This is a genomic window from Brachybacterium aquaticum (genome assembly GCF_014204755.1).
Classification (GTDB): domain Bacteria; phylum Actinomycetota; class Actinomycetes; order Actinomycetales; family Dermabacteraceae; genus Brachybacterium; species Brachybacterium aquaticum.
This window is the reverse complement of record NZ_JACHLZ010000001.1, coordinates 2,366,222-2,382,173: the sequence shown is the minus strand read 5'-3', so window position 1 is coordinate 2,382,173 and position 15,952 is coordinate 2,366,222. Positions and strand designations below refer to the sequence as shown.

Here is a 15,952-nt window from a genome sequence, read left to right as displayed (position 1 = left end):
GGGACCTGTGCCGCGGCGGGAGGACGGCACTTGTGTGCACAGTACGCGGCGCACCGCCACGGGGCGACGATGCGGCGCGGGGGTGTGAGATACCACCCGGTCACCGGCGTCCGCCCCGGGCGCTCGTCGCTGAGAGGACGAGTGCTGCCGCGAGGGGGTGCGCTGCGGTGGATCGAGCCATCCCGTCAGCCCCGGGCTCGGCCCGGACGTTCCGTTTGCAACGATGCATATCGGGTGTCGGTGCGATTGACTGGTGCGGACAGATCACCGCCGACCGCGCGCCAGGAGCCCTGCGATGACCCACCCGATCTCCGCGCTGCCCGAGAGCCTCACCGCGCTGTTCGCCCGCGCCGACGCACTCGCCGAGCTGCTCGACGCCCCCGCGTCGGCCGCGACCGACGTGCCCCGCCCCGAGCACCCGCGCCCCCAGCTGCACCGCCCCACCTGGCTGAGCCTGAACGGGACGTGGCAGTTCGAGATCGACCAGGGCGACTCCGGACGCGAGCGCGGCCTGCTGGAGCGCGAGCTCGCGGGCACCATCACCGTGCCCTTCGCCCCGGAGACCGAGGCCTCCGGGATCGGGAACCGCGACTTCCTCGAGGCCGTCTGGTACCGCCGCACCGTCACGATCCCCGCCGAGTGGGAGGGGCTGCGGCCGCTCCTGCGCTTCGAGGCCGTGGACTACGACGCGACCGTCTGGGCGAACGGCCAGGAGGTCGCCCGCCACCGCGGCGGCTTCACCCCCTTCTCCGCCGACCTCTCCACCGTCCCCGGCGTCGGCCCCGGCGCCGAGGTGGAGATCGTGGTGCGCGCCCGCGACCCGCACGATGTGCCCCAGGCCCGCGGCAAGCAGTCCACCTGGTTCCACGCCACCCATGCCAGCTACCACCGCACCACCGGCATCTGGCAGAGCGTGTGGCTCGAGGGCGTGCCTGCCGACGAGATCCGCGAGGTGCGGATCGTGCCCTCGCTCGCGGCTTCCTCCTTCGCCCTGACCGTGCCGCTCTCCCGTGCCACCCCCGGCGCCGTGCTCGAGGTGATCGCCTCCGCGCCGGGCGGCGAGGAGGTGGCGCGCGCCGAGGTGCGCGCCGACCTCGACCTCGCCCCGCAGCTGCAGCTGGTCATCCCCGCCGAGGCCGTGCGGGTGTGGGGGCCGGGCGCCCCGGAGCTGTACGCGCTCCAGGTGCGGCTGAAGGGCGCCGACGGGGAGGTGCTGGACGAGGTCCGCTCCTACGCGGGACTGCGCTCGACCACCCTGCGCGATCACGAGTACCGCATCAACGGGAAGAAGGTCTTCCAGCGCCTCGTCCTCGACCAGGGCTACTGGGAGGAGTCGTTCATGACCTCCCCGAGCGACGAGGCGATGACCACCGACATCCGCCTCGCGCTCGAGGCCGGGTTCACCGGTGCCCGCCTCCACCAGAAGGTGTTCGAGCAGCGCATGCTCTTCCGGGCCGACCTGCACGGCTACCTCGTGTGGGGGGAGTTCGGAGACTGGGGCGCGTCCGGGCACGGCCCGATGGGCGACAACCAGCAGCCCACCGCCTCCTTCGTCGCCCAGTGGGTCGAGGCCGTGCGCCGCGACCTCAGCCACCCGAGCATCATCGGCTGGTGCCCCCTGAACGAGACCCACCAGGTGCTCCGCGACCGGCTCACGCAGCTCGACGACGTCACCGCCGCCATGTACCACGCGACCAAGCTCGCCGACCCCAGCCGCCCCGTGCTCGACGCCTCCGGCTACTCCCACCGGGTGCGCGGCGCGGACGTCTACGACTCCCACTCCTACGAGCAGGATCCCGAGCGGTTCCGCACCGAGCAGGCGGGGCTCGCCGACGGCGCCCCGTTCGCGAACCGTCGCGAGCAGCCCGAGGACGAGATGCCCTTCGCCGACGGCACCTTCTCCGTGCCCTACGCCGGCCAGCCCTACTTCGTCTCCGAGTACGGCGGGATCTGGTGGAACGAGGAGGAGGCCCGGAAGGCCGCCGACGCGGAGCGCGCCGGGAACAACGCCGCCGAGTCCTGGGGCTACGGCCAGCGGATCGCGAGCGAGGAGGAGCTCTACGAGCGCTTCGAGGGACTGACCCGCGTGCTGCTCGAGGACCCGCTCATGTTCGGCTACTGCTACACCCAGATGACCGACGTGTTCCAGGAGAAGAACGGCGTGGTCGACTTCGCCCGCGGCCGCAAGCTCGACCTCGCCCGCCTGCGCGCGGTGCAGGAGCAGCAGGCCGCCTACGAGACGGAGGGCTGACGCGGGGCGGAACGACGGCGGAGAATCCGCTGGCCGCGGCAGGCCTCGGGGCGCGAGGATGGGGACCATGACCGACACCCCCACCCTGCGCTTCGAGGCGCTCACCGTCGAGGACGTCCCGGCGCTCACCTCCCTGCTCAACGCCATCGACGCCCACGAGCAGACGGGCGAGTCCGCCGAGGAGCCGAGCATCCGCGAGTGGCTGCAGTCCCCGCGGCTGTCCCTTCCCACCGACACCGTCGCCGCATGGGACGGGAACGGGCTCATCGGCTTCGGCCTCGTGACCGTTGCCGCGCATGCCGACCGCGACGGCCGCGCCCGCGTGAACCTCGCCGGCGGCGTCCACCCCGCGCACCGCGGCCGCGGACTCGGCACCACGATCCTCGCGCGCCTCGAGGAGCGCGGCACCGAGCTCGCCGCCGAGCGCCACCCCGGACTTCCCGCCGTGCTGCGCACGGGCGGCGGCCGCGACCCCGAGCCGGAGCTGCCCGTCGGCGGAGCGGACGTGCGGCCCGTGCTCGACCGTCGCGGCTACCACCGGGTGCGCTCCTGGTTCGAGATGGAATGCGAGCTGCCCGGCGAGGCCCTCGAAGTGCCCACCGTGGAAGGCGTCGAGATCACCGCTCCCACCGCGGAGCAGAGCGAGGCCGTGCGCCTCGCGCACGTCGCCGCCTTCGCCGACCACTGGGGCTCCGCCCCCATCGACGCCGAGACCTGGCAGCTGTGGACCACCTCCCACACCTCCCGGCCCCGGCACTCCACCATCGCCCTGGACGAGGACGGCACCGTCCTCGCCTACGCGGTCACCTCCGAGGACAAGCCCGGCACGCTGCACGTGGCGCTCGTGGGCACCCGCCCCGAGGCGCGGGGGAGGGGCCTGGCCCGCGCGGTGCTCGCCCGCACCCTCGCCTCCGGCGCCGAGGCCGGGTTCACGGACGCCGTCCTCGAGGTCGACGCCGAGTCCCTCACCGGCGCGACCCGGCTCTACGAGGCCGTCGGCTTCCGCCGCGCGCACGTGTACGCGACGTACGAGCGGGCGGTGGGCTGAGGTCCCGCTCGCTCCCGCTCCCTTGATTTCGACCGCATCTACTGTCCATAGTGTCTATGGACAGTAGATGCGGTCGTCGTCGGTGGCCGCCGGACCGGGGGAGGTGAGGCGACGATGCACATCCCGCTGGACCCCTCCGCTCCCGAGCCCATCTACGAGCAGATCCGCGCGCACCTGGCCGAGGCGATCCTCCGCGGTGACCTCAGGGCGGGGGAGGTCCTCCCGTCGCTCCGCGCCCTCGCACGGGATCTGCGCGTCAGCGTCATCACCACCACCCGCGCCTACAACGAGCTCGTCGCGGACGGCCTGGCGGACGCGGTCCAGGGCAGAGGCGTCTTCGTCCGCGCGCAGGAGCCTGGGGAGGTGCGCGCCCGGGCGCTGGAGCGCATCGACGACCTGCTGGGTGGGGCGGTCCGGACGGCCGGCACCGCGGGGATCCCTGCCGACGAGCTCCGGCGCCGCCTCACCCGCGTCCTCGAGGAGGAGGAACGATGAGCACGACGCCCGCTGTCCGGGTGGAGCATCTCGCTGTCCGGCTCCCCGACCCCCGCAGCCGTTTCCGACCATCGGCCGTCGCTCTCGTGGATGCGAGCCTCACCGCTCCGGTCGGCATGGTCACGGTCGTGGTCGGGACCAACGGGGCCGGGAAGACCACGCTGCTGCGCTCCCTCGTGGGCGCGGTGCGGCCGGAAGCCGGGACGATCGAGGTGCTCGGCCGGCACGTCGGGGGAGCCGATCAGCCCGTTCCCCCAGGTGTCTCGCTGGTTCCCGATGCTCCGATGTTCCCCGACGATTGGCACGCCGGGGACGTGATCAGGCTCCATCGCAGGCTCCGGGACGACATCGACGCCGAGGGCTTCCTGCGTCGGCTGCGCCGCGACGGCATCGGCCCCCGCGCGATGCTCGGCACCCTCTCCGCCGGGAAGCGCACCCTGTTCTCGGTCGACCATGCCCTCGCCTCCGCACCGCAGCTGATGCTCCTGGACGAGCCGTTCGCACGTCTCGACCCCCTCGCCCGTGCCGACCTCATCGACCGGCTCCGGGACCACCTGGCCGAGGACGAGACTCGCTCGATCCTCCTGTCGACGCACGATCTGGAGGACATGGCGCGCTTCGCGGATCATCTGGTTGTGCTGCACGAGGGGAGCTCGGTCCTCCAGGGAGCGCTCGACGAGCTCCTCGAGAGGCACGTCGTGGCGACGTTCCCCCACGCCGCGGAGGCGCCGATCGGGGCCAGGCCGCTCGGAGCGAGCGGCGCCGCGGAGGCGCTGCTGCCCGGAGAGGACGCCCTCGGGCTCCCCGCAGGGACGACGCTGCGGCCACCGGATCTCGCCGACCTCGTCCGCCTCGCGCTCACCGCAGCATCGATCGAAGGGGCCACCCGATGAACGCCGTCCGTGCCGCCCGGATCGACCTCGTCCTGCAGCGACCGGTGCTCCTCGGCGGAGGCGTGATCTCCCTGGTCGTGCTGCTGCTCGCCTCCGGAGGGATCACGACCCTCGCGGTGGTGCCGATCCTCCTCGCCGTCGGCGTCCCCGTCGCGCTGGCGGCGCGAGATCCGCTCGCCGAGGCGACGCTCCGCGGCGGCCTCGGCGTCAGCCGCGCCGCGCACGTGCGTGCGCGCACGGCGCTCGTGCTCGTCCTCCAGCTCCTGCTTCTGCTCGTGGCCGCCGCCGTCATCCCTCTGGGGGCGTGGGCCGACGGGGCCGACCTGCGCCCCGACACGTACTGGACGGACGTCGCGCTCTGGACGTCCGCCGTGCTGTGGTCGCACCTCTGGGTGGGGCGCGATGCGATGTCCCGACGCTCCACGACGACGCTCTGGGCGCAGTCGCTGGGCGCGTACGCGCTCGCCTACGTCGGAGGGTTCCTCGTTCTCGCCCTCGCGGGATGGTGCGCACGGCTCACCGTGTCCGGAGCCGGCGGCATCGAGGCGTACGCGCTGGCACAGACCGTCGGGGTGTCCCTCGGCGCCGCGGTGCTCCTGCTCGGCGCGCTCGCGACGCTCCGCCTGCGCAGCCGGGTCTGGGCGCGCACCGCCTGAGCGTCCCGCGCCTCACCCTCCCGGCGTGAAGAACCCCGCCACCAGGTTCACCGCGGCGGCGAGGAGGATCGTCGCGAACACGAACGAGATCACCGCGTGGCGCCACACGATCAGCCGGATCGACCGGTCCGAGACGTCGTTGTCGGTGACGCCGTAGGTCATCCCGATCGCGGAGGAGAAGTACAGGAAGTCCCCGAACGTCGGCCCCTCGTCGTCCTCGTCCTGGTGGAAGTCGATGCCCGACTCCTCGAGGTAATAGCGGTAGGCGTAGTGCAGGGCGTAGGTCTGCTCGGCCAGGGCCACCCCGGCCATCGCCCCGAGCGCCGGCTCCACGGTCAGCCACACCGCGAGCCCGCCCACCGCGCCGACCAGCGAGCTGATCAGCAGCCGGCCGCGCGGGGAATGCCGCAGCGATGCGCGCGCGGTCATGACGGAGGGGCCTCCTGGCTGTGGAACGATGGAAAGCATGACGATCACCGCTGCGGCCGACGGCTCCGCCCTCGGCAACCCCGGTCCCGCCGGCTGGGCCTGGTACATCGACGAAGGTACGTGGCGTGCGGGCGGCTGGCCCCACGGCACCAACAACATGGGCGAGCTCAAGGCCGTCCTGGACCTCCTCGAGGCCACCGCGGTGGACGCCGACCAGCACCTGCACGTGCTGTGCGACAGCCAGTACGTCATCAACTCCGTCACCAAGTGGATGCCCGGCTGGAAGCGCAAGGGGTGGCGCAAGAAGGACGGCAAGCCGGTGCTGAACGTCGAGCTCCTGAAGGACATCGACCGCGCGCTCGTGGGGCGCAGCGTCGAGTTCGAATGGGTCAAGGGCCACGCCGGCCACGCCATGAACGAGGCCGCGGACAAGCGTGCGAACGCCGCCGCGACCGCCTTCTCCAAGGGCCAGGACCCGCAGGTCGGGCCCGGCTACCGCGGCAGCGGCGCGGCCGACCGACAGGCCCGGGCCGGCGCGGCCCCGACGGCCGACGCGACCACCGGGGCCGGCGCCACCCCGTCGGCCCCCGCGCAGGAGCCCGACGACGACCTGTTCAGCCTCTTCGACACCGCGCCCGAGCAGTCCGCGCCCGTCAGCTGCTCGACCGCGCCGGAGGAGACGGTGCTGACGGCCGACGCGCCCGGCGCGAGCGTGCTAGAGCAGGTCACCACCCGCGAGCTGGCCCTGCTCGGCGACGCGCTGCGCGCCGATCCTCCCAGCGCCGCCGAGCTGCTCCACCCCGCCTTCACCGAGATCGGCGCCTCGGGCCGCTCCTACGACCGGGAGGAGATCCTCTCCCACCTCGCCCCGCTGCCGGGCGTGGAGGCCGTGGACCTCGTCGCCGAGGAGATCGCGGACGGCGTGGTGCTGCTGCGCTACACCACCGTCGGCCCCGACGGCACCGCCGCCCGCACCTCCCTGTGGCAGCGCGAGCGCGGCCGCTGGCTGCTGCGCCACCACCAGGGCACCCCGCTCGACCGGCCCTGATGCGCACCGCCCCGGGCACCGCCGGGCAGGCCTCCCGGGGCCCTGCCTCCGTCCCGCTCGCCGAGCGGGCAGGCGGCCCGGACCTCGCCCGCGGCCTGGCGCTCGCCGGGATCGCCCTGGCGAACACGGTCGGCTGGCTGCACGGCCACGAGTGGACGGTGCTGCTCAAGCAGCAGGACGCGACCGGGCTCGACAAGGTCGCCGACGTGCTGCTCGCCCTGCTCGTCGACAACCGCGGCTTCCCCCTGTTCGCGATGCTCTTCGGCTACGGGCTCGGCATCCTCCACCGCCGCTCCCTCGCCGCCGGCGAGAGCCCGGGGCGGTTCCTGCGCCGGATGCTGCGCCGTCACGCGGTGCTGCTCGTGATCGGTCTGCTCCACGGCATCCTGCTGTTCCAGGGCGACATCCTCGCCGCCTACGCCGTGATCGGGATGCTGTGCGCGGTGCTGATGACCCGCGGCCGCGCCCTGCTGCCGATCGCCGGGGCGCTGTGCCTGCCGGCCCTGGCGGTGTGGGGATGGGCGGATGCGACCATCGGCTTCGGCGGCGGCTCCGGCTACGCCGCCGCCTCCGCCCCCGACCACCTCACCGGCGTCGCCCTGCGCGCCCCCGGGGAGCTGCGCGGCGCCGCTCTCGCCGTGGTCCTCGACATCGGTCTGCTCGCCCCGATGGCGCTCGGCGCGCTCCTCGCGCGGCTGCGACTGTTCGAGGAGGTCGCCGAGAACCGCGACCTGCTCGTGCCGATGGCGCGCTGGGGGATCGTCTGCGGTCTGGCGGGCGCCGTGCCACTGGCGGCCGTGCTGCTCCTGGACCCCGCCCACGAGCACCTCGCCGACCCCACCGCCGTCGGGATCATGGGCGTGGTCCACCAGCTCACCGGGCTGCTCGGTGCCCTCGGCCTCGCCGCCGCCGCGGCGCTGCTCGCCGACCGCGTGCGCACTGCGGCCCACGGCGGCCCGGCGCTCCCGCGACTCGTCACTGCCGCAGTGCACGGGGTGGAGGCGCTCGGCGCCGTGTCCCTCAGCGCCTACCTCGCCCAGTCCGTGCTGTTCCTGGCCCTGTTCCCGCCGTACACCCTGGACCTCGGCGCGAGGCTCGGCAGCGCCGGCGCCTGCGCGATCGCACTGGCCGGGTGGCTCGTGATGATCCCGCTCGCCGCCGCGCTGCGCCGCGCAGGACGGCGCGGCCCCATGGAGCTCGTCCTGCGCACTCTGGCAGGATCGACCTCACCCCGACCCGCAGGAGGCGAGAGGTGACCGTCTACGCCGACACCCCCCGCTGGCCCCGCCACGGCACCGTGTGGGGCCACCTGATCTCCGACACCTCCCTCGAGGAACTGCACGAGACGGCCGCCCGCGCCGGCCTGCCCGGGCGCGCCTTCGACCTGGACCACTACGACTGGCCCGAATCCTCCCGCGCCGACCTCGCCGCGGCAGGGGTGCGGTTCGTCGGCGACGGGGAGCTGACCCGCCGCCTCATCGCCTCCGGCCTGCGTATCCGCCTCGCCGACCGCCCCGCCGCCCGCGCCCGGCGCACCGCCGCGCATGCGGCCGCGCTCGGCCTCGACCCCGTACCCCGGGACCTCGTGGTCGGGCTGCGCGGCCACGCGGACCCGCTGCCCGACCTGCCCGGCGCCTTCCGCCTCTCCCGCGAGACCCCCGGCGGGCGCACGCACGTCGAGGCGCACGACGAGGACGGCCGACGGGCCGCCGCCGCCCTGCTCGAGCGGCTCGACGCGCTCGCCCGCGCGCAGGGGCGCGAGGGCTTCGTCGGCCAGGCGATGGACGCGCCCGACTGACCGTCGGCCGCACGACCTCACGCATGCAGGAGCGGGCCCGTCGCCGTGGCGACGGACCCGCTCGCAGGTGCGCGGGGTCAGGACCCCGCGAGGATCAGGCAGCGATCACTTGTTCTTGCCTTTGCCCTTGCCGTTGTTGCCCGAGTTGCCGTTCCCGTTGTTCCCGTTCCCGTTGTTGCCCGAGTTGCCGTTGCCGGGCTTGCCGCCCCACACCTGCACGACGGTCGGACGGGGAGCGGCGACCTTGTCGCCGCGCAGCGGGCCGCCGGGGACGAAGTCGGGGAAGTAGGAGGTCGGCGCGCCCCACTTGCCGTTCTCACCGGGGTGCTGCACGGCCACGAACACGGAGTTGTCGCGGTCGTGGATGACCGGGCCGCAGGTCTCGGCGTCGCGGGGGACGGCGAGGAACTGCTGGACGCGGCCGCGCTCGGGGCCCTCGAGGGTCACCTTGTGCAGCGCGTCGCCGTACTGCAGGGTGCCGGGCTGGCCGTCGGTGGAGATCCACAGGGTGCCCTCGGAGTCGAAGGCCAGGTTGTCCGGGCAGGAGATCGGGGAGACCTGATCCGCCGGGAAGCCCGAGAAGTAGGCCGTGGTCGACGTCGCCGGGTCGCCCGCGAGCAGCAGGATGTTCCAGGTGAAGGTCTCGGAGGTGTGGTCGTTGCCGTCCTCGATCAGCTCGATGACGTGGCCGTCGCGGTTGCCCGGGACGGGGTTCGCCTCGTCGATCGCTCCGGCGGCGCGCTGGGAGTTGTTGGTCAGCGCGATGTAGACCTTTCCGGTGACCGGGTTGGTCTCCACGTCCTCCGGACGGTCCATCTTGGTGGCGCCCATGGTGTCCGCGGCGAGGCGGGTGTTCACCAGGACCTCCTCGACGGTGAAGCCGGGGACCAGCGACTCGTTGCCGTCGACCAGGGCGATCCACTCGCCGGTGCCGTCGAAGGCGCCGTCGGAGGGGACGGTGGCCTTGCCGTCGATCTCGGAGGCGGGGGAGTTGCCGTCGAAGCGCGCGACGTACAGCGTGCCCTGGGAGAGCAGCTGCATGTTGTTCTTCTTGTCGCCCTTGCGGTACTTCTTCGCGGAGACGAACTTGTACACGTAGTCGTTGCGCTGGTCGTCACCGGAGTAGACGACGGCGTGGCCGCTCTTGGCGATGTGCACGGTGCCGGCCTCGTGCTTGAAGCGGCCGAGCGCGGTGTGCTTCACCGGGGTGGAGGTGGGGTCCTCGGGGTCGATCTCGACGATCCAGCCGAAGCGGTTGGCCTCGTTCTCATAGCCGGCGTTGTTGAGGTTGAAGCGGTCGTGGTACCGCTCCCAGCCGCGCTGGGTCACGCCGGGGGAGATGCCCAGGCGCTCCTGCTCGGCGTTGCCGGCGGTGCCGACGAAGTACTGGTCGAAGTTCTCCTCGCCGGAGAGCACGGTGCCCCAGGGGGTGGTGCCGCCGGCGCAGTTGTTCAGGGTGCCCAGCACGAGCTTGCCGGTGGGGTCCTCGACGGTCTTCAGCAGATCCGAGCCGGCGGCGGGGCCGTCGACCGAGAAGGGGGTGAAGCCGGTGATGCGGCGGTTGCGGCGGCCGCCGCGCACGTAACGCCAGGGCTGGCCCTTGCCGTCGCGCTCGAGGTCGACGACGGACAGGCCGTGCGCGGCGATGCCCGCGTCGACGACGTCCTCGGGGTTCGAGGCGATGTACTCCGGGGAGAACATGATGTTCTCGTTGGTGTACTCGTGATTGTTGACCAGGTAGCCGGTGCGGTCGTTGCCGCCGTCGGAGATGACGTTGAGGTAGTCCGAGTTGTAGCCGAACTGCCCCTCCTGGGAGGCGCGGGTCTGGTGCTCGAGATCGAACTCGGAGGAGTCCGCGAACAGCGGGTCGCCCCAGCGGATGATCGGGGTCCACTCGTAGCCCTCGGGCACGGTGACGTCGTCGACGGTCTTCGGGACCGGGGCGATCGCGTCGAAGTTCAGCGTGCCGCCCCAGTTGGGGGTGTTGCCGTGATCGGCGCGCGCGGCCGGGGCGCCGGCGACGGCGGTGCCGCCCACCACGACGGCCGCGGCGACGCCGCCGAGGCCCAGCGCGGAGCGGCGGGAGATCGCGGCGTCGACGATGTCCTTGAAGGTCGGGTTCGAGGAGCAGTTGGGGTCCGGGTGGGCGCAGGCGTTGCCGCACTTGAGGGCGCAGGTGACCGCGGAGCGGTTGCCCTTGGTGTGGCCGACCATCGGCAGGTGACGAGTGAACATCGAGGAGTCCTCCGGGAGTGGTGGGAACGTCCGCGCCGCGTGTGCGATGCGCGGGACGCCCTCACTCTGGCCCTCCCGGGGTGACTCACGGATGCGTGCCGGTGACGCCTGGGTAAACAGTGGATGTGCAGATCACAACGGATTTTCGACACGTGGATGTAGCAGAAATGGGGTCGGTGGGCCCCGGTCGGCAGGTCAGGCGCCGGGCTGCTCGTCGTGCGCGGGGGAGCCGTTCCCGGTGAGGGCGCGGGTCTGGTCCGGCGCGACCTGCTGGGCCGGCTCGAGGTCCGCGCCCTGCAGCTCGACCCAGAAGGTCGCGCCGCCGCCCGGGGTCTCCGCGACGCCGATCGCACCGCGGTGCTGCTGGACGATGGACGCCGCGATGGACAGGCCGAGCCCCGCTCCGCCGCCCTGGGAGGCCGAGCGGGCGCGGGAGGAGTCGGTGCGGTAGAAGCGCTCGAAGACCTTCTCGCGCTGGTCGTCGTCGATGCCCTCGCCGTGGTCGCGCACCTCGATGCGCACCCGGTCCTCGTCCCAGCGCCCCACGGCGAGCTCGACGGGGGAGCCCTTGGGGGTGTGGCGGTTGGCGTTGCCGACGAGGTTGAGGATCACCTGGCGCAGTGACGCCTCGTCGCCGAGCACGCCGAAGGGGACGTGGGGCTGCAGGGACAGCGGGGTGCCCTGGAGGGAGACGACCATGACCTGCCGGTCGGGGTCCAGGGCGCGCAGGTCCTGGGCGGCGTCGAAGAGGGCGTCGGTGAGGTCCAGCGGCTCCAGCGCGAGGTCCGGCTTCTCGTCCAGGCGGGCCAGGCGCAGCAGGTTCTCCACCAGTGAGCCCATGCGGCGGGCCTCGTCCTCGATGCGGCGCATCGCGGAGGCGACGTCGTCGTCCGTGCGCAGGGCGCCCATCCGGTACAGCTCGCCGAAGCCGCGGATCGCCGCCAGCGGCGTGCGCAGCTCATGGGAGGCGTCACCCACGAAGCGGCGCATCTTCGCCTCGGAGGCGGTGGCGCGCTCCTCGGAGGCGGACTGCGCGGCGAAGGCCTGTTCGATCCGCACCAGCATCTCGTTCAGCGACAGCGCCAGGTCGTGCACCTCGAGGCTCGTGTCGGTCACCGGCACGCGACGGGAGAGGTCACCGCCCGCGATCTGGGAGGCGGTGGCCTCCACGTCCCGCAGCGGCTCCAGGGCGCGATGGGTGACGTAGCCGCCGAGCCCCATCCCCACCAGCACCACCAAGGTACCCACCAGCACGATGATCAGCGCCATCTCGTGCATGGTGCGGTCCACGCCCGTCAGCGGCAGGGCGACGTAGACGCTGCCCTTCTCCGGACCGGTGTTGAGCATGGCGATCACGCGCCAGCGGTTCTCCGAGGAGTCCATCACCGTGAACGGGCGCCCGCCCCGCTGCAGGATCTGCACGTCGGTCAGGTGCGGGAACTCGACGGTCACCGACCCTGGGCCGTAGTGGAACATCTCCCGCTCGATCGTGTTGCCCTGGTCGTCGCGGATCTCCACTGCGTACTCGACCGGGGTGTACGCCCCCGCTGCGGTGGAGTCGTCGTTCCCGGCCAGCTCCCGCTCGGCCAGCGCCAGCATCTCCCCGATCGAGGACTGGAGGTTGGTGTCGACCGACTGGATCAGGGTGCGGTTCAGCAGGAACAGCGAGAGGCTGCCGGTGACGACGATGCCGAGCACCAGCAGCAGCGAGATCAGCGAGACGATCCGTGTCCACAGGGACATGGGGCGCTGCGTGCGCAGGCTCGGCAGGGCCACGGGTCAGAGTCCTCGCTTCCGGATGAGTGCCGGCCGTCGCCGGATCAGGCGCCCTCGGCGGCGCGCAGCACGTAGCCGATGCCGCGCTTGGTGTGGATCATCGGCTCGCCCACCACGTCGATCTTGCGGCGCAGGTAGGAGATGTACGACTCGACGATGCCGACCTCGCCGGACCAGTCGTAGTCCCACACGTGGTCGAGGATCTGGGTCTTGGAGACCACGCGACCCGCGTTCAGCATCAGGTAGCGCAGCAGCTTGAACTCGGTGGGGGACAGCTCGATGTTCACGTCCCCGCGGTACACCTCGTGCGAGTCCTCGTCCAGGCGCAGGTCGCCGACCACGAGGGCGCTGTCCACGGTGGTCTCCGAGCCGCCGTGGGTGCGGCGCAGCACGGCGCGGATGCGGGCCACGACCTCCTCGAGGCTGAAGGGCTTGGTGACGTAGTCGTCGCCTCCCACGGTGAGGCCGTTGACCTTGTCCTGGGTGGCGTCCTTCGCGGTGAGGAACAGGATCGGGTACTGCTCGCCGCGGTCGCGCAGGCGGCGGGTCACCGTGAAGCCGTCCATGTCGGGCAGCATCACGTCGAGCACCACGAGGTCGGGCTGGTGCTCGGTGGCCTCGCGGATCGCCTCGTTGCCGGTGGAGGCGGTGAACACCTCGAAGCCGGCGAAGCGCAGGGAGGTGGCGAGCAGGTCGCGGATGTTGGGTTCGTCGTCGACGACGAGGAGGCGTGCCTCGAAGTCGGTGTCGTGGTCCTCGGTCGCAGTCATGGGGACACCGTCCTCCCTGAACGTGGGAGTCCGCTGGACGTCACCTGGACGCGATCAGCGGGTGGCGCGGTGGATCTTCTCCTGCTGCTTGCGCAGCTTGCGGATGGTCCAGCTCATCTGGAACATGCGCACCGAGCCGACCAGGGCCATGATCAGGGCGCCTGCGATCGCGGCGAGCAGCATCGCCACGCCGAGCGGCAGGTCGAACTGGGCGCTGAAGTAGTCGAAGCGCGCGGTCTGGTTGTTCTGGATCACGAAGATCAGCAGCAGCACCAGCACGATCGCGCCGAGGATCAGGCCGATCCACACCCCGGCGGTCTTCCCGCCGCCACCGGCAGGGGCCTCGGGGGTGGGCTCCGCCGGCGCGGGGCGCTCGGTGGCGGGGCGCCCTGTGGGGGCGTCGGCCGGGCGGGCCGGCTCGGCCGACGGGGACTCCGCGCGGGGCGCGTCGGCGCGGGAGGCGTCGGAGTAGGGGGCCTCGGTGCGGGGCACGGCGGGGTCGGGACGTCCGGCCTCACCGCCGACGGGGCGGGTGGGATCGTCGGGTGCGGTCATGTCGATCTCCTCGGGGACGGCCGACGGGGCGGCGGGGGAAGCGCCGACGAGCGGCGGGGATGTCGTGCGACGCCCACTCTAACGACGCGGATGCGCGGACGAGGCGCGCCGCGCCCCCGGGCGCACCAGGGCGGTGCGCCATCTCGCAGGAGCGGGACGCGCGGTGAGGACGGCGTTCCCCGGCTCAGCCGGCGTCGGCCGCCGATTCGAGCTCGTCGGCGTCCACGATCGAGTAGGCGTAACCCTGCTCGGCGAGGAAGCGCTGGCGATGCGCGGCGAAGTCCTGGTCCTGGGTGTCGCGCATGACCACGGTGTAGAAGTGCGCGGAGCGTCCGTCGGCCTTGGGGCGCAGCAGGCGGCCGAGCCGCTGGGCCTCCTCCTGCCGGGAGCCGAAGGCGCCGCTGACCTGGATGGCGACCGAGGCCTCCGGCAGGTCGATCGAGAAGTTCGCGACCTTCGAGACGACCAGGCGGTCGATAGTCCCGGCCCGGAAGTCGTCGAACAGCTGCTGGCGCTTCTTCACCGGGGTCTGCCCGGTGATGAGGTCCGCGCCGAGGTGCTCGGCGATCTCCTCGAGCTGGTCCAGGTACTGGCCGATCACCAGGAGCGGCTCGCCCGCGTGGCGCGCCGCGATCCGCTCGACCACCTCGATCTTCGCGCCGTGCGCGGCGCCGAGCCGGGCCCGGTCGCTCGCCTCGGCCATCGCGTACGCCATCCGGTCCGAGGAGGGCATGGTCACCCTCACCTCGGTGCACACCGCCGGGGCGATGTAGCCCTGGGCCTCGATGTCCTTCCACGGGGCGTCGTAGCGCTTGGGGCCGATGAGGGAGAACACCTCGCCCTCGCGACCGTCCTCGCGCACGAGCGTCGCAGTCAGGCCCAGGCGCCGCCTGGCCTGCAGGTCCGCGGTCATGCGGAACACGGGCGCGGGCAGCAGGTGCACCTCGTCGTAGACGATCAGGCCCCAGTCGCGGGCGCTCATGAGCTCCAGGTGCGGGTGCACGCCCTTCCGCTTCATGGTGAGGACCTGGTAGGTCGCGATCGTCACGGGGCGCACCTCCTTGGAGGAGCCGGAGTACTCTCCGATCTCGCCCTCGGTGAGGGTGGTGCGGCGCAGCAGCTCGTCGCGCCACTGCCGGGCCGAGACGGTGCTGGTGACCAGGATGAGGGTGGTCCGCTGCATGGCGGCCATGGCGCCGGCGCCCACGAGCGTCTTGCCCGCCCCGCAGGGCAGAACCACCACGCCGCTGCCGCCGTGGCGGAAGCCGTCCACGGCCTCGGCCTGGTAGGGGCGCAGGGAGCAGCCGTCCTCCGCGAGCGCGATCGGGTGCGCCTCGCCGTCGACGTAGCCGGCAAGATCCTCGGCGGGCCAGCCGAGCTTCAGCAGCGCCTGCTTCAGCGCGCCCCGCTCGGAGGGGTGGACCTTCACGGTCTCCTCGTCGATCCGCTCGCCGAGCATGCCCTGGATGCGCTTGGCACGGGAGACCTCCTCGAGCACCGCCCGGTCCAGGGCGTGCAGCACCAGGCCGTGCTGCGGATCGGAGAGGAGCTGGAGGCGGCCGTAGCGGTCCATCGTGTCCGCCACGTCGATCAGCAGCGCGTGGGGTACCGGGTAGCGGGAGTGGTCCACGAGCGCGGCGACCACGGTCTCCGCGTCGTAGCCGGCGGCGCGTGCGTTCCACAGGCCGAGGTCGGTGATGCGGTAGGTGTGCACGTGCTCCGGGGCGCGCTCCAGCTCGGCGAAGGCGGCGATCGCGATCCGGGCGGCCTGCGCGGAGGGATGGTCGACCTCGAGCAGCAGGGACTTGTCGCTCTGGACGATGAGGGGGCCGTCGGTCATCCCTCCAGGCTACGCCGGGGCCCACCGCCAGGACAGGGCGGGGCGGGTGAGCCTCGGCTCAGGCGCGGACCGGGAACGGGCGCCCTGCCCGCGGCAAACCCCGGCACTGGTCGCACACCGCGGCGCGCAGGTCCCTAAGATGGGTGCCGATGGACCGG

The 15,952-nt window shown here is 72.7% G+C and carries 14 protein-coding genes; 8 read left to right on the top strand and 6 right to left on the bottom strand.

Translation table 11 applies throughout. The annotated features are described in order from the left end of the window. The first annotated feature begins 295 nt into the window (after positions 1-295). From HNR70_RS10665 to HNR70_RS10645, 5 genes are all read left to right on the top strand, one after another. Positions 296-2,251 carry a glycoside hydrolase family 2 protein gene (locus tag HNR70_RS10665; protein WP_184325643.1) on the top strand — a complete coding sequence of 652 codons (1,956 nt, stop codon included), beginning with the start codon at positions 296-298 and terminating at the stop codon, positions 2,249-2,251. 67 nt (positions 2,252-2,318) lie between these two features. Next, positions 2,319-3,299: a GNAT family N-acetyltransferase gene (locus HNR70_RS10660; RefSeq protein WP_184325642.1), complete on the top strand. Its 981-nt coding sequence runs from the start codon at positions 2,319-2,321 to the stop codon at positions 3,297-3,299. 114 nt (positions 3,300-3,413) lie between these two features. After that, positions 3,414-3,794, top strand: coding sequence for a GntR family transcriptional regulator (locus tag HNR70_RS10655; protein ID WP_184325641.1), 381 nt, complete (start codon positions 3,414-3,416; stop codon positions 3,792-3,794). After that, the gene (locus tag HNR70_RS10650) at positions 3,791-4,687 is read left to right on the top strand and encodes an ATP-binding cassette domain-containing protein (RefSeq protein WP_184325640.1); all 897 of its coding nucleotides are present in this window, start codon (positions 3,791-3,793) and stop codon (positions 4,685-4,687) included. Before HNR70_RS10655 ends, HNR70_RS10650 begins: the two co-directional genes overlap by 4 nt. Further along, positions 4,684-5,343 (top strand): hypothetical protein, encoded by a 660-nt coding sequence (locus HNR70_RS10645; RefSeq protein WP_184325639.1) that lies wholly within the window; start codon positions 4,684-4,686, stop codon positions 5,341-5,343. Before HNR70_RS10650 ends, HNR70_RS10645 begins: the two co-directional genes overlap by 4 nt. Positions 5,344-5,355: 12 nt before the next feature. On the opposite strand, the gene HNR70_RS10640 is transcribed toward HNR70_RS10645, so the two are convergent. Next, a complete protein-coding gene (locus HNR70_RS10640) occupies positions 5,356-5,772 on the bottom strand; it encodes a DUF1345 domain-containing protein (protein ID WP_184325638.1) in 417 nt (138 codons plus the stop codon). A gap of 37 nt (positions 5,773-5,809) precedes the next feature. Here HNR70_RS10640 and HNR70_RS10635 point away from each other — a divergent pair, with 37 nt between their 5' ends. Genes HNR70_RS10635 through HNR70_RS10625 form a run of 3 tightly spaced genes read left to right on the top strand, consistent with a single transcriptional unit; the run spans position 5,810 to position 8,618 of the window. Next, on the top strand, positions 5,810-6,820 hold the full coding sequence (locus HNR70_RS10635; RefSeq protein ID WP_184325637.1) for a ribonuclease HI family protein: 1,011 nt from the start codon (positions 5,810-5,812) through the stop codon (positions 6,818-6,820). Continuing rightward, positions 6,820-8,076, top strand: a complete 1,257-nt coding sequence (locus HNR70_RS10630) for a DUF418 domain-containing protein (protein ID WP_184325636.1) — start codon at positions 6,820-6,822, stop codon at positions 8,074-8,076. Before HNR70_RS10635 ends, HNR70_RS10630 begins: the two co-directional genes overlap by 1 nt. Beyond that, a complete protein-coding gene (locus tag HNR70_RS10625) occupies positions 8,073-8,618 on the top strand; it encodes a DUF4031 domain-containing protein (protein WP_184325635.1) in 546 nt (181 codons plus the stop codon). Before HNR70_RS10630 ends, HNR70_RS10625 begins: the two co-directional genes overlap by 4 nt. A 105-nt stretch (positions 8,619-8,723) precedes the next feature. Here HNR70_RS10625 and HNR70_RS10620 read toward each other — a convergent pair whose 3' ends face one another. The 5 genes from HNR70_RS10620 to HNR70_RS10600 all read right to left on the bottom strand — a co-directional run bounded on the left by HNR70_RS10620 (position 8,724) and on the right by HNR70_RS10600 (position 15,794). Further along, positions 8,724-10,853, bottom strand: coding sequence for a PhoX family protein (locus tag HNR70_RS10620; RefSeq protein ID WP_184325634.1), 2,130 nt, complete (start codon positions 10,851-10,853; stop codon positions 8,724-8,726). 195 nt (positions 10,854-11,048) lie between these two features. Continuing rightward, positions 11,049-12,629 (bottom strand): sensor histidine kinase, encoded by a 1,581-nt coding sequence (locus HNR70_RS10615; RefSeq protein WP_184325633.1) that lies wholly within the window; start codon positions 12,627-12,629, stop codon positions 11,049-11,051. Between the two features lie 44 nt (positions 12,630-12,673). Further along, positions 12,674-13,399: a response regulator transcription factor gene (locus HNR70_RS10610; protein ID WP_184325632.1), complete on the bottom strand. Its 726-nt coding sequence runs from the start codon at positions 13,397-13,399 to the stop codon at positions 12,674-12,676. A gap of 54 nt (positions 13,400-13,453) precedes the next feature. After that, entirely contained in the window at positions 13,454-13,954 is a 501-nt protein-coding gene (locus HNR70_RS10605) for a LapA family protein (protein WP_184325631.1), read from the bottom strand. Between the two features lie 184 nt (positions 13,955-14,138). Next, positions 14,139-15,794 carry a DNA repair helicase XPB gene (locus HNR70_RS10600; RefSeq protein WP_184325630.1) on the bottom strand — a complete coding sequence of 552 codons (1,656 nt, stop codon included), beginning with the start codon at positions 15,792-15,794 and terminating at the stop codon, positions 14,139-14,141. Between the last annotated feature and the right edge of the window lie 158 nt (positions 15,795-15,952).